This is a genomic window from Nodosilinea sp. FACHB-141 (genome assembly GCF_014696135.1).
Classification (GTDB): domain Bacteria; phylum Cyanobacteriota; class Cyanobacteriia; order Phormidesmidales; family Phormidesmidaceae; genus Nodosilinea.
The window spans coordinates 109370-122146 of the sequence record NZ_JACJPP010000015.1 but is presented as its reverse complement, the minus strand read 5'-3'; the positions used below and the strand labels follow the sequence as shown (position 1 = coordinate 122146).

Genomic DNA, 12777 nt, shown 5'->3' with positions numbered 1-12777 from the left:
GCATGTCACAAAACTTTTGGGACGAGGTGCTGGCCTTTGCCGAGGCGACCACAAAAACTGTGGGGCAAAAGCTGCTCGAAGACTTTGGCCAAGTGCAGGCCGACTTGAAAGCTGACGGCAGTTTGGTGACCCGGTGCGATCGCTGGGCCGACGATACCCTGCGCGCCGCTATTTACCAGCAGTTCCCCGATCACGGCGTGCTCAGCGAAGAGGTGGAGCACATCTTCCCTGCCACCGACTGGTGCTGGATTATTGACCCCATTGACGGCACCACCAACTTTACGCGCGGTATTCCGGTGTGGGGCATCTCCTTGGGGTTGCTGTATCGCGGCACTCCTGTGTTTGGCTACGTGGCCATGCCGCCGCTCAACCAGTCCTTCTATGGCTACTGGCCAGGAGAAGGCGGGCTGGAGATGCCCAGGGGCGCGTTCTGCAATGGTCGTCCTATCCACAGTAGCGACGCAACCCCCGACAAGACCCAGTTCTTTAGCCTCTGCGCCCGTAGCACCTCGGTACTGGAGAAACCCTTTCCCTGCAAGATTCGCATGCTGGGGTCGGCGGCCTATAACCTGCTGCTCGTAGGAGCTGGCTGGGCAATTGGCGCGGTAGAAGCGACACCCAAGATTTGGGATATTGCAGCAGTGTGGGCGATCGTCCAAGCCGCCGGGGCCACCTGGGTACCGCTAGATGATGTGGAACCCTTCCCGCTGATGGTGGGCAAAGACTACAGCACTCGCCCCTACCCCACGCTAGCAACAGCCCAGGCTCCCCTAGAAGAATTCTTTCGGCCGCTGGTACAGCAGGTGGCCAATTCCTAGACGGCGCGATCGCCAGCCCAAAATTACAAGGACTCGGCGGCAGGGCGCACAAACTGCTTTCCGCAATTCTTGCAGAGATAGCACTGCTTGCCCCGCCGCCGCCCGTTCTTCGCCAGCTCCTGAGAATTACAGTGAGAGCAAATCATTACATTCATTACATAGCCGTGAATCTGATCGCCCACATCGGCAGCCAGGTACGCAGCCAGTAGCACTGGAATTTGCTGCACCAGGCGATCGCGCTTGTCTTCATCGGGCTGCCGCAGAGCCGCCAAAATGAGGGCGTTACAGCTATGAACGCAGACCTCTGCTAGGAGATCGCGCCGCTCCGTTGGCAGGTCTGGGTTGCGCTGGTGCAGGATGGTGGAGAGAAATGCGATTGCTTCCTGGGTCAGGCTGTCGTCGATAGTTTGGAAGCGATCGCGCGCCGTGTAAAACTGCACAAACATCACCCGCGACACTGGCTGCTCAAACATTGCCACCACGCCAGTGGTGAGCTGAGTCAACATTTCCTGCAGCGGCAGTCGCCAAAATTCTTGGGCATTGGCTTGGCTCCACATAGCCTGCACCCGTTCCAGGTGACGTAGTTCCATCGCGTTAAAGATCGCCGCTTTATCGGGAAAAAACTGGTACAGCGACCCAATCGCCGTGCCCGCTCGCTCGGCAATTTGGTGAGTAGTGGCCGCCTCGTAGCCCACTTCGTCAAACACCAGCGCGGCGGCTTCTAGAATTTTTTCGACCCGCTGCTGGCCCCGCCGCTGCTTAGGCTGGCGACGCAGATTGCTTGACGAATGCGATTCATCTGTCATATTTTTAAAACACGACGAACTTCTCACAATTTTATATCTGTTGGAGGCTTCTATGCAGTCCATGCTTCCCGGTGCGCCCTGGCTTGTGGCGCACAAGTCTGTGTTGACCACTAACCAGCCCCGCAAAATTTCCCTCTACGGTAATGATTACGTCCTGTGGAGAGATGGCGCAGGCGAGGTTCATGCCCTGCCCAACGCCTGCCCGCACATGGGGGCAATGCTGTCAGAAGGCTGGTGCGAAGCAGCGGGTGACGGCAGCAGTCGAGTCGTTTGCCCCTTCCACGCCCTAGGGTTTGACGAGCGGGGTTGCACAGTGCTGCCGGGGTCCAAGCAACAAACCCTGCCTCAGCTAGAGCCCCTAGAGCTAATTGTCCAGGGCGATTTTGTTTGGTCCTACGGGGGCTACGAGCCCAAGGTGCCAATTCCCGGGGTGCTGAATGCGATCGCAGCCGAGTACACCTTCATGGGCTCTACCGCCGACTGCTCGGTCGAAACCGACCTGCTCTCCATGCTGCTCAATATGCACGACTACAACCACCAAAACGGCACCCACCGGGACCTGTTTCGCATTGCCGAAGTGCAGTTTCACCAGTTTTTGGACCAAGGGTATGAGTCACACGCCTACTACGACATGCCCACCGCCCCCTACTCGCTGATGGAAAAGCTGCGCCGCCCCGATCTGTTTCTGCTGCCCAGCACCCTCAGTGCCCACATGGAAAATCACTTCCCCGCCCTGGTAACCTTTCACGGCGAATCGTCCTTGGGTAGAGTGGCCCAGTGCCACCTGTTTGTACCCGAGGCCAAAAACCGCACCCGCACCTACATTCTGCTGTTTGGCCAAGCCAAGCACCCAGCCTTTAACCTGATGGGTCGCGCCTATCTCAACTTTGGCCAAGTGGTGGTCGATCAAGATGCAGCTATTTTGGGCAAGATTTACCCCAACGCGCCGCAAAAAATCAGGCTCAATAACGAGGTGGGCATGGACTGGGTACGCCGCAACTTTGCCAATTTTCCAGCCGTCGTTGAACCGACATTTTCCAAATAGATCTGCTTTTAGAGCAACCTACTGCTCTGGCACCAGCTCCGAATTCACCTCGTTGATGGGACGACGGCGCAGCTCTTCCGACTCGGTGCGGGGCAGCAGGTCAAAGACCTCTCGCATGACATCGTCGATCGCCTCGTAGGGGACTATGCCAACTTCGTTAAACACCAGCTCTCCCTGGGCATTGAACACCAGAGTTTGGGGAACAGCATCCTTGAAGTAGTAGCCCGGCTCGTTGGGCTCGTAGGAGTCTTTGACGGGAATTGCATCGGCCATAATCGGCACAAAGTTGGTCACCCGACCGTAGGGAGCCTGAAGCTGGGAAATAACCGACGCAAATTTCTTACAGTCGCTGCTGTCGTCTACATAGATCACCACAATGGCAGGCTTGCCGTAGCGCAGCGATTGCTCCAGGCTGACCTTAGGCGGCACTAGCGACCCGTTACCAGCGTAGAGGGCAAAGATATTGCCGTCGTAATTGTCGTCGGTGAGGCCGGCTAGGGCAGCGGGCTGCCCGCCCAGACTCAGCCACAGCACCAGGGCCGCGCAGGCTAGGCCAAAGCCACGGCTCAAGCCAGTCAGGGCCTTGGGGAAAACGGCTAGGGTAGAAAACGGTGCAATAAGCCAGCGCAGCATGGCAATGTCCTTGGTCTAGGGGCTGAGGCCGAGGCGTAATAGCCACGAAGCCACAGACTCTATTAGGCCACAGAATGGCGGCGCTTAAAGCTGAGAAGCGCGAAATTCCTCTACTACGGCCCGCATGGCTTCGGCATTGGCCGTGCGGAGATCGTCGGGGGTCCACACCACCACCTGATAATAGTCTTCGCCCATTTCAATGGTGGTGTGCAGGTAGGCCACGGCCTGCTCAGACACATTGCCCCGCACCTCGTACTGCACCGCCGGAAAGCTGCTGATCCGCTCGACGCCGGTGCGGGCCTGGTTGGCAAGCACCTGACTAAAGCCGCCCTTGAGAATTTGCAAATAAACGTTGGCCTGATCCTCGATATTGCCGCGGGCCACCGCCTCGCGATTTTCACCGAGCACGACCAAAAACATGTTTTCGTCGAGGTTGTAGGCCTCAAGGTCGGCGTTGTTGTGCAGAGTGCCGGTAGGGGCGGCGCTCCAGCCGGGTTGCAGCCGGAGCTGCACAGGCTTCATGCGGCTCACCAGCATATCGCCGCGAAACCCGTTGTCAACATACTGGTTGCTCATCTCGCCGGTGCCCTCGGGCGATCGCGACAGACCCAGGGTGTCGCACCCCGCTAGCCCCAGCGCCACTAGCCCTGCCACTAGAACGGGCCGCATCCACTGCCCTGTCCCTGTCACTCCAGCCATAGCTCACCCTTTTGCGGTCGTTGGTTTGGTTTGCCTTAAGGGTATAGCAACACCTCCGCAATGGCCCCATCCTCTCTTATGCTAGGTAGGGGTTTAAGGTGCAAGATATCAGGTGCAGGGTTTGAGATCTCAGATCGGCCTTGACCCTAAAACTAAGGCCTTTTACCCTTCCCCGTTGCCCCGAATCTAGAGTTAACCCCATGTTACGAGCTGGCATTGTTGGCCTGCCCAACGTTGGCAAATCTACCCTGTTTAACGCCGTGGTGGCCAACGCCAAGGCCCAGGCCGCAAACTTTCCCTTTTGCACTATCGAACCAAACGTGGGCATTGTGGCGGTGCCCGACGCCCGGCTGCGGGTGCTAGCCGACATCTCTAGCTCAGTGGAGACGGTGCCGGCTCGGGTTGAGTTTGTCGATATTGCGGGCTTGGTGCAGGGGGCCAGCCAGGGCGAAGGACTGGGCAACCAGTTTTTGGCCAATATTCGCGAGGTGGATGCGATCGTCCACGTGGTGCGCTGCTTTGAGGACGACGACATCATTCATGTCTCCGGCTCGGTTGACCCGGTGCGTGACATTGAGGTGATTAACCTCGAGTTGGCCCTGTCTGATTTAGCCCAGCTCGAACGCCGAGTCGATCGGGTGCGCAAGCTGGCCCGCGCTGACAAGGAGGCCCAGGCCGAGCTGGCCATTCTCGAAAAAATATTGCCGGTGCTCAACGAGGGCAAACCTGCCCGCCAGGTGGAACTCGACGCTGAAGCCGAGGCGATCATCAAACCCCTGGGACTGCTCACCCGCAAGCCCGTCATCTACGCCACCAACGTCTCTGAAGAGAATCTGGCCAGCGGCAATGCCTGGGTGGAGCAAGTGCGGGCGGTGGCGGCAGCAGAAAATGCTCAGGTGGTCGTGATTTCGGCTCAAGTGGAGTCAGAACTGGTGGATTTGAATGACGAGGAGCGCAAGGACTTTCTCGAGGCCCTCGGCGTCGAAGAAGGCGGCCTCAAGACGCTGATTCGCGCTACCTACGAACTGCTGGGGCTACGCACCTATTTCACCACTGGCCCGAAGGAAACCCGCGCCTGGACAATCAAGGCGGGCATGGTTGCCCCCCAGGCGGCTGGCGTTATTCATACCGACTTTGAGCGGGGCTTTATTCGCGCCGAGACGGTGGCCTACAAGGACCTGGTGGCCGCAGGGTCAATGGCTACGGCCAAAGATAAAGGGCAGGTCCGCAGCGAGGGCAAAGAGTATGTGGTGCAGGAAGGCGATGTGATGCTATTTCGGTTCAACGTGTAGCCCGCGTTTTACTATCCTCCAAAGCACACAAAAAACCTCGCCACAATAGTGGTTTGTGGGGGAAAATCTATCTACAATTTGACCCATTGGCGGGGCTGGTTCTCTAGCTCCAGGTTTGTAGGTATATCGCTGTGGCTTTACCGCTTCCACCCTATCTTCAGTTTCGCTCGGCGCTACATCGGCTTCAGCGGGTCCCCCCTTGGGCGCTGCTGTCGCTGGTGTTGAATGGGCTGCTGTTTATCACGGCGATGGCGATGCTGCGACAGCTGAGTCAAGCGGGGGATGCGGTGCTGCCCCAGGCCAACGCCTTTGCGGCTGACCCGCAACCGGTTGCCCCCTTTGAGCCTGAGTTGGGAAAGCGCCACAGCCTCGATTACGAGCAGTGGGTGGCGCTGCTGGCAGCCGAGGCTGAGGCTGCGGTAGCCATTGATGCGCCAAGTCAGACGGTTTTGCTGGGCGATTCCCTAACGCTGTGGTTTCCGGCCAACATGCTGCCGGGACGTAGAACCTGGATAAATCAAGCCATCTCAGGGGAAAAATCGACTGGCCTGCGCGATCGCCTCTACTTGCTCGACAGCACCTCTCCCGAAGCAGTGTTCATCATGGTGGGCATCAACGACTTGATCTGGGGTGGCTCTGAGGCCGACCTGGTGTACAACGTCCGCAAAATGGTGGACTACCTGCACCAGACGCATCCCCAAACGCGAGTGGTGGTGCAGTCAATTTTGCCCCACGGTGGCGAGATGGCCACCTGGGAAGGGCGCGATCGCCTGGTGGCCGTCTCCCCCGATCTAATTCGTGCGGTGAATGCTCAGCTGAAGGCTGTAGCCGCCGAGACAGGGGCTGAGTTTTTAGATTTGTATCCGCTGTTTGTCAATGGCGACGGCTATCTGCGAGCCGACCTCACCACCGACGGGTTGCACCTCAACCAGGATGGCTACATGGTGTGGCGCACCGCTCTGGCTCTGCTCAATGAGACAGAGTTTCAACCTTAGGGTGGGCTGGGACATGCCAAAACTGTTCTGGACCTTCCATGAACCGTGAGGGTGAGCAATCGCCCACCACCGTCAGCGGGCAAGCTCCGGGCACTAGGCTAATAGCCAGATCCACGGCCGCAAAGCTGAGTCGGCGATCGCTAGGGCAAACCTCTACCTGAGCAGAGGTCACCCCTTGGCCACGGTGGGGCAGGATATAGGTGGCCGTAAGCGTATAGGAACCGGCCGGTAGGTCATAAAAGCAGTAGTGGCCATCGCCGCCGCTCTGGGTTTGGTCAGGTCGGGCTAGGGCCAGCGGCTGCTCTAGGCAATCAAGCAACCGCTGCGCTGTTGCTAGAGGGTCCGAAGACCGCTGCCATTCGGCAATGAGGTCACCGTAGTAGGCTTGAACATCAGGGCGATGGGCGATCGCAGCAACTAAAAGCGCCATGACCCCTTCGGCAAAGGCGGCCGGGGCAGCAGTAATGCGCACCACGGCTTGAGGCATGATGTCGCCGGTAGCGGCGTTGGTAATGGTGCCTGCGATCGCAACTCGATAGGGTCGAGCAACATTGGGTAAAGGCTGGTTGGCTGTCTGAGAGCCGGGCATAGCTATCTTCCAATAGAATTACAAGGGAAATCGGGCACTGCTGCACGAATCGGAGCGCGCCGGCCAGTCATAGAATCAGAACTGCTAAGCATTCGGCATTTCAAGGCACAACGGTTTTGCCTTGAAATTTCAAGATTGCAGTCTGGTTAAGGTCTGGCAAGCCAGCTTGCAGCTAAGCCTGCCTGGAAAAACAAAGAGTTACAAAAGTAGCTTTAAAGCGCTTGGGCCTGATGGGACCCCTAAGACCAGCGCATTTTTCAATGGCAAAGCAAATTTGATTGAGAGAGCAATTGCAAAGAATTTATTGTTAGCGTCAGCATATACTCGCGTGGAGCCAGAGGCTATTGCGAGCCCAAGCCCATGCTACTGCGATTTGTTGCAGCGTTGAAGTGCCGTTAAATTAAATTTGCATCAAGAACGTTTTGGGTTGTGTACTACAAGGGCACTGAGGCAGAACAACAGACCTGGACAAGCGGTTCAATGATTCAGATTTAGGTAGAGAAGCCCACCGATGCCCGCACTTAAGCTATATCGGTACCAGTTCCAAGCGATAGCGATACAACGCCACAGGTTGATTTTGAGCCTTGAGAAACTCGGGATCCTGGGGCGACAAATACACCGCCGTCACCTGGTCAGCCCCCACGCGGGTGGCGAAACCCGACCCCGCAGAGCCGTCTGCTACTCGGCGATAGGCGGTGGTAGTTTCCACTTCATTGAAGTAAGGAATTGCAACGCCACCTCGAAACACCTGCTGAAATCGCTCCACAGTAATAAATTCAGCCTCCCCAGGCACTTCAATAGTTCGGGCCGTCACTGTGGACTCAAGCTGACGGTTGCCCTTCAGCAGCGTCACCTGGCGGTTGGGATTGCTGGGGTCTACCTTGACCGCCTGCACCACAACCTCTCCCAGGTAGGCGCGAGCCATGCTTAATCCATTAAAGGCGCGATCGGCTACGGTTTGCGGCGAACCGGCTACAGCGGGGATTAAACGCTGCACGGCTCCCAGCGGGCCACGCTGCGCCCCCCGTGGTGCTGCTACAAACTGCACTGGACAGGTCACTGGGATACCTAGCTGTGCGCGATTGCCCTCAAAACCAGGAGTCACCAAGTCAGGAGCCATGGGTGCCGCCAAATCGACTAGAGTGCTGGTGAGCTGCCACTTGCCCCGCAACCAGTCGGGATAAACCAAGTCGCCTCGAGCCACAGGCAATGCGGGCTTGGTGCCCCACTGGGGAAAAGCCGCTAGGCGCTCGACCAAACTTTGACCGCCCTTTAAAGCCGTCGCGCCCACCGGAGCCTGACCGCTGCACAGTAGCCACACCGTCAGTAGCAGGGTGAGCCAGAACAGACGGCGGCGCAGGAGAGTGAGCAGCGATCGGGGCATAGATGAACGACCAAGATAATAAGCTAGAACGACCTAAATTCAGACCTAGCATACCTTAGGTGAGGATCTGCTCTGCGCCCCCGGATTGGAATGGGCTAGGGTTGGGCACCAAACCTACAGCCTGGATAGATTGGCTGATTTTTTTGGCCTACCTAAGCAGGGCAGATTGAGAACTGTTAAGGTTGCAAGAATCAGAACTGCCCTGGCTCAGACAACCGTTTACCAAGGGCGAGCTTCTGGCTATCCTAAAATATCTATCCTAGGGTAGAGGACACCTTCTTTTTGCTCCGACATTCGCTCCTGCGACCTGAAACGCTGGAAGTTATAACCCAAATCCCAATTATCGTCGCCGTTGAGGATTTCCTTTGGAAACGCCCCCCTCCAGTTCCCAGTTCTTCAGTTCTCAACTCCCCAACCTGCCGGCAGATATAACTGTCGCCGATCTACTGGAGCGCTACGCGGCGGGGGAACGAGACTTTCGCGGCATTCAGCTAATTGGCGCTGACTTGAGTCGACAGAACCTCAGCGGGGCCAATTTTCGTCAGTCTAATCTGCAAAATACGACCTTTGCTGGGGCCACGTTGGTTGGGGCTAACTTCCGTGAGGCTAAGCTCACCGACGTCAATTTTAATCAGGCTACGCTGATTTTAGCCAACTTAATTGGGGCTGACATGGCCGATGCTCGCCTGGTGGGAGCCGACCTGAGTGAGGCGGGTATGCGAAGCGCTAACCTGGTGCGAGCCGATCTCAACCAGGCAGTTTTACGCGAAACCAACCTCAACGAAGCGGTGCTCGACCACGCTACGCTGCACAAGGCCGTGCTGAGCGAGGCTAGCCTCAGCCGGGGCAGAATGCTGGCGGCCGATATGGAAGGCGCTAACCTGGAGCACGCCAATATGACCAGTGCACTGATGAACCGAGCCGTCCTGCGAGGAGCCGTGTTGGTGGGTGCGGTGTTCACTGGAGCTACCCTCGAGGGGGCTGATTTTCAGGAGGCCGACATGAGTCGAGCCAAGTTAACGAGCACAAACCTGGTGAATGTCAATTTGTCCTATGCCAATTTGCGCGGGGCCAATCTGAGCTGGAGTTCTCTGCGGGGGGCCAATCTGCGGGGGGCGACCCTATATCGCACCCGCTTGAGCTGGTCAAATCTCAGCGGAGCTGACCTCACCGATGCGGTCATGATCAACGCCAAGCTTGACTACACCAACCTGCGGCGTACCGATGTGCACGGCACCATCATGCCCGACGGTTACACCATGGGCTCCCAGGAATAACGCTTTTTCGGTCAAGCCTACTAGCTTCAATTGTTGGAGTCGCTAAAACGTAGCCCGTCACTGGGAGGTAGCCGGTTTGCTGCCGGGCTGGTTGGCCTGCATCGGTAGCTGTGGCCCCAAGAAGGGCCAATATACTGCTGTTAGAGAAGGGGGGGTATGGCGCAAATAGTCAACCATTTGGCGCTGTAGAGCCTGAAACTGGTCCTGGATTGCCAAAGCCTCGAGATGGAGTAGAGAGGGCAGGTAGCTGATTAACCCTTCTTGACGGTGCAGCCCGCTCTGCCGCAGCCGAGGCCAAGCGGCTAGGCCCTCGGGCACGGTCTGACTCAGGCGCAGTGACATCGTAGTCGTTGAAAACGCATGGGCCACTGCGGGGTCTAAAGCTGGAGCGTAGGCTTCAGCCTCAGAAGTCTGCTGCATGACAAAGCTGAAGCTCACCCCCTGGAGAAAAATGCGCAGAGGGGCGGTGGTGACGTCGGGTAACTCGGCCATAAACGGAATGCGGCCCAAGTCGGCGTTGAGGTTGTTGGGATCGCCAACGCTCAAATGTGACCCGCCCACCACGGTAACGAGATACTTATCGGCAGGTAGCTGCATGAAGGGGCGCAACTGTTGGCTGGCCATGGGCGTGACGGTATCGTGGGTGCCGGCCAGAACCAGGGTAGGCACCCGCACTCGGCTCAGTCCCGTTTCGCCAAACAGCACTCCGGTGAGGGGGTTGGCCACAATCAGCTGAGTGATCCGATCATCGCGCAGGTTAGCGTATTTAACGGGCAAGTCTTGGGCGGCGCACTGAAGCCAGTCGGCGGGGGAGACGTTGACTGGGTTAAGGGTTTGGCAGTAGGCCTCAAGCGATCGCAGATCCAGCGCCGCCCCGGCTAGGGCCAACCCCGTATAGCCGCCAAGGGAATGGCCAATGAAAGCTACCTCGTCCGTGTTGAGGCGATCGCGCAGGCTGTAGGAGTAGGTGTTGAGTCTTTCTAAGCGATCGAGCACGTAGCTGATATCGCGGGGTCGGTCAAGAAACTCGGTGGCCGGTAAAATGCGGCTCTGGGCAGCGGCCTCAGGCAGGTCGTCGGGAGGCAACGACAGCAGGGCGGCAACATTGCTGCCGGGGTGCTCCACAGATACTACCGTAAGCCCATGGGAGGCTAAATGCTCGGCCAAGTAGGCAAAGAAGCGGCGATCGGCCCCAAACCCATGGGAGATCACCACCAGCGGGCCGTGGCTGTCTTTGCTCCAATAAATATCAAGGGGAATGCTGCGATCGCGACTGTGATCGCGCAACACCAGCTCCCAGCGCTCGACCGCCGAGGAGCCCGTGGCAAAGGGATCGGTTTCCAGCAGCGGAGCAGGTTCGGCTGTCTCAGCCGCAGGGTCTTTGCGCAGCACTCGACCGAGCGCCTTACTCTCCATTTGCGCCAGCTGAAACTGAGAGGCCAGGGTGAGCAGGGTGCCCACGTCAATCTCTAGGGTGTCTTGGGGCATGGCCCGCAAAATACCCAGCAGGGTAAGGCCAGACTCCGCTTTACCCACCTGTTCGAGGGTGACTCGCAGATCGTCGGCAGCCAGATTGGGCGCGATCGCCCGCAAAGTGTCGAGCAGCCGCGCTCCGCCGGGGGTCTGCAAAATCTCGTCTAAAATTACCTGGCTCACCTCGGGTTCTAGGGCGATTTCGCCCTGGAGCACCTCCTGGATGCTGGCGTTGAGCAGCGGCCGGTAAAGCCGCAGCGATCGGGGGACCTCACCTGTAGCGGCAAACGCCTGTAATTCATCAAGGCTCACCGTCTGAGATAGCCGCCCCAGACGCACCGTCACCGAATCTGCTGCCGCTGCCGAGGGGGCCACCGCCAACCCACCTACGAGCAGTCCGCTAGCTGCAACCGCGCCCCAGCCCCATCGTCTGAGGGGGGAGAAAAGACTCAAGCGAGACACTGTAGATCGCACGGCAAAAGGGTTAAACGCAAGGGGGTTAGCGGACCAGGGTCGAGCAATGGTACAGAGTTAAGCTAGGAGTACAGTACCCAAATTTTCTCTAATCGTTAACTTAATCTAAACGACAGCTCCCCTGGCTGGCGGGAATCCATCGTCAAGTTTTTTTGCGATCACTCAGTCGTTCAGCCCAACGCCCTTGTCTGCTCAGGGGCCCAACCAACTGAGAAACTCAGTTCACCACCGTAACCCTACTAGTTGCTCAATGGCCTACATCATTATTGGTGTTATGGGACCGGGAAGCTCAGCGACCCCGACCCAGATAAAGACAGCCTATGCCCTTGGACATGCCATCGCTTCTGCTGGCTGGGTAGTGCTTACCGGGGGCCGTCAGGCGGGTGTCATGGAGGCTGCCTGTCAAGGGGCCAAGGCAGCGGGCGGACTCACGGTGAGTATTTTGCCCTCCGCAAATGGGGCCGATCGCTCCGCTGCCGTAGACATTCCCATCCTGACAGGCTTAGGGGATGCCCGCAATGTCGTCAACGTGCTGTCGAGCCAGGTAGTAGTGGCCTGCGGACTCGGCCCCGGCACCGCCTCTGAAATTGCCCTCGCCCTCAAGGCCCAGCGCCCTGTCATTTTGATAGAAATGCCCCCCGGAGCGATCGCCCTGTGGCAGAGTTTAGCGACCGGGCCGTTGGCGATCGCCGACACCGTTGCTGTCGCCATAGAGCAAATCCAGCAGTGGCTAGCACCCTGATCTTGTGAACTAGGGTTAACTGACGCGCCCAAGATTTTCGACAAACCCGGTTACAGGCAACCAACGGTAGGTGTTGCAGACCACATTGGGGGTGTGATCACAGCCAGGAGACAAGAATTTATCTAATGTAAGGTAAGAGCTATGCCCTCCACCCGCTGGTGCCATGACCGACAACCAACCGTCCCCCAAGGAAAACTTTCTCTTCCCCCGCAGCAAGTATTGGGGTGAGTTTACGCCGCAGCAGCTAGCGTTTAACGCCAACCTGCAAGAATTTGCCCAGCGGGTTTCCTTGGTGTGCAACCTTGAAACCGGTGGCAAAATGTCGGCTGACGAAGCCTATGACGAAATCAAGCGCCTGTGGAAAGACCTAAAGACCTCTAAGGCCAATTTGCTAGATGCCAAAGCCTCCCCTCCGCCAGAGCTACCCCCCGAAGCCTAGCAATTCGACGGCGAGTCTGGGGAGAATGGATTTTTCTGAGGACGTTAGCGGACCTCTAGGCCTTCATCCTTGGTTCTAATAACGGTGAGCCAGGGTTAAGACCAAAGGTGG

At 57.8% G+C, this 12777-nt stretch carries 13 protein-coding genes; 7 read left to right on the top strand and 6 right to left on the bottom strand.

Annotation, left to right across the window (positions count from 1 at the left end; translation table 11 throughout):
• Nucleotides 1–2 precede the first annotated feature (2 nt).
• Nucleotides 3–818, top strand: a complete 816-nt coding sequence (locus H6F59_RS16825) for an inositol monophosphatase family protein (protein WP_190702540.1) — start codon at nt 3–5, stop codon at nt 816–818.
• A 23-nt stretch (nt 819–841) separates the two neighbouring features.
• Here H6F59_RS16825 and H6F59_RS16820 read toward each other — a convergent pair whose 3' ends face one another.
• Nucleotides 842–1624 carry a TetR/AcrR family transcriptional regulator gene (locus H6F59_RS16820; RefSeq protein ID WP_242021523.1) on the bottom strand — a complete coding sequence of 261 codons (783 nt, stop codon included), beginning with the start codon at nt 1622–1624 and terminating at the stop codon, nt 842–844.
• Between the two features lie 52 nt (nt 1625–1676).
• Between H6F59_RS16820 and H6F59_RS16815 the strand changes: the two genes are divergently transcribed.
• Nucleotides 1677–2669 (top strand): Rieske 2Fe-2S domain-containing protein, encoded by a 993-nt coding sequence (locus tag H6F59_RS16815; RefSeq protein WP_190702535.1) that lies wholly within the window; start codon nt 1677–1679, stop codon nt 2667–2669.
• Between the two features lie 18 nt (nt 2670–2687).
• On the opposite strand, the gene H6F59_RS16810 is transcribed toward H6F59_RS16815, so the two are convergent.
• Both H6F59_RS16810 and H6F59_RS16805 read right to left on the bottom strand, forming a co-directional pair.
• Nucleotides 2688–3302, bottom strand: coding sequence for a thylakoid membrane photosystem I accumulation factor (locus H6F59_RS16810; protein ID WP_190702530.1), 615 nt, complete (start codon nt 3300–3302; stop codon nt 2688–2690).
• Between the two features lie 84 nt (nt 3303–3386).
• A complete protein-coding gene (locus tag H6F59_RS16805; RefSeq protein WP_190702525.1) occupies nt 3387–4001 on the bottom strand; it encodes a hypothetical protein in 615 nt (204 codons plus the stop codon).
• Nucleotides 4002–4201: 200 nt separating this feature from the next.
• On the opposite strand from H6F59_RS16805, the gene ychF reads away from it, so the two are divergent.
• Together ychF and H6F59_RS16795 are read left to right on the top strand one after the other, a co-directional pair.
• Entirely contained in the window at nt 4202–5293 is a 1092-nt protein-coding gene (gene ychF, locus H6F59_RS16800) for a redox-regulated ATPase YchF (protein ID WP_190702521.1), read from the top strand.
• A 131-nt stretch (nt 5294–5424) separates the two neighbouring features.
• Entirely contained in the window at nt 5425–6288 is an 864-nt protein-coding gene (locus tag H6F59_RS16795) for a GDSL-type esterase/lipase family protein (RefSeq protein ID WP_190702518.1), read from the top strand.
• Here H6F59_RS16795 and H6F59_RS16790 read toward each other — a convergent pair.
• Together H6F59_RS16790 and H6F59_RS16785 are read right to left on the bottom strand one after the other, a co-directional pair.
• Nucleotides 6263–6877, bottom strand: coding sequence for a hypothetical protein (locus H6F59_RS16790; protein ID WP_190702515.1), 615 nt, complete (start codon nt 6875–6877; stop codon nt 6263–6265). The two genes, H6F59_RS16795 and H6F59_RS16790, sit on opposite strands and share 26 nt — an antisense overlap.
• 526 nt (nt 6878–7403) lie before the next feature.
• A complete protein-coding gene (locus tag H6F59_RS16785) occupies nt 7404–8261 on the bottom strand; it encodes a DUF6816 family protein (protein WP_190702512.1) in 858 nt (285 codons plus the stop codon).
• A 365-nt stretch (nt 8262–8626) separates the two neighbouring features.
• On the opposite strand from H6F59_RS16785, the gene H6F59_RS16780 reads away from it, so the two are divergent.
• A complete protein-coding gene (locus H6F59_RS16780; protein WP_199308750.1) occupies nt 8627–9538 on the top strand; it encodes a pentapeptide repeat-containing protein in 912 nt (303 codons plus the stop codon).
• A 57-nt stretch (nt 9539–9595) separates the two neighbouring features.
• Here the strand turns inward: H6F59_RS16780 and H6F59_RS16775 are convergent, their stop codons facing one another.
• On the bottom strand, nt 9596–11464 hold the full coding sequence (locus H6F59_RS16775; protein WP_190702509.1) for an alpha/beta hydrolase: 1869 nt from the start codon (nt 11462–11464) through the stop codon (nt 9596–9598).
• Nucleotides 11465–11735: 271 nt separating this feature from the next.
• On the opposite strand from H6F59_RS16775, the gene H6F59_RS16770 reads away from it, so the two are divergent.
• Complete coding sequence (locus tag H6F59_RS16770; protein WP_190702506.1) at nt 11736–12227, top strand: TIGR00725 family protein; 492 nt, start codon at nt 11736–11738, stop codon at nt 12225–12227.
• A 163-nt stretch (nt 12228–12390) separates the two neighbouring features.
• Nucleotides 12391–12666: a hypothetical protein gene (locus H6F59_RS16765; RefSeq protein WP_190517567.1), complete on the top strand. Its 276-nt coding sequence runs from the start codon at nt 12391–12393 to the stop codon at nt 12664–12666.
• The last annotated feature ends 111 nt before the right edge of the window (nt 12667–12777 follow it).

What these genes read in the sequence shown, in the direction of transcription:
- H6F59_RS16825 (WP_190702540.1), top strand. Translation starts at nt 3, where the DNA reads ATGTCACAAAACTTTTGGGACGAGGTGCTGGCCTTTGCCGAGGCGACC.
- H6F59_RS16820 (WP_242021523.1), bottom strand. Translation starts at nt 1,624, where the DNA reads ATGACAGATGAATCGCATTCGTCAAGCAATCTGCGTCGCCAGCCTAAG.
- H6F59_RS16815 (WP_190702535.1), top strand. Translation starts at nt 1,677, where the DNA reads ATGCAGTCCATGCTTCCCGGTGCGCCCTGGCTTGTGGCGCACAAGTCT.
- H6F59_RS16810 (WP_190702530.1), bottom strand. Translation starts at nt 3,302, where the DNA reads ATGCTGCGCTGGCTTATTGCACCGTTTTCTACCCTAGCCGTTTTCCCC.
- H6F59_RS16805 (WP_190702525.1), bottom strand. Translation starts at nt 4,001, where the DNA reads ATGGCTGGAGTGACAGGGACAGGGCAGTGGATGCGGCCCGTTCTAGTG.
- ychF (WP_190702521.1), top strand. Translation starts at nt 4,202, where the DNA reads ATGTTACGAGCTGGCATTGTTGGCCTGCCCAACGTTGGCAAATCTACC.
- H6F59_RS16790 (WP_190702515.1), bottom strand. Translation starts at nt 6,877, where the DNA reads ATGCCCGGCTCTCAGACAGCCAACCAGCCTTTACCCAATGTTGCTCGA.
- H6F59_RS16785 (WP_190702512.1), bottom strand. Translation starts at nt 8,261, where the DNA reads ATGCCCCGATCGCTGCTCACTCTCCTGCGCCGCCGTCTGTTCTGGCTC.
- H6F59_RS16770 (WP_190702506.1), top strand. Translation starts at nt 11,736, where the DNA reads ATGGCCTACATCATTATTGGTGTTATGGGACCGGGAAGCTCAGCGACC.
- H6F59_RS16765 (WP_190517567.1), top strand. Translation starts at nt 12,391, where the DNA reads ATGACCGACAACCAACCGTCCCCCAAGGAAAACTTTCTCTTCCCCCGC.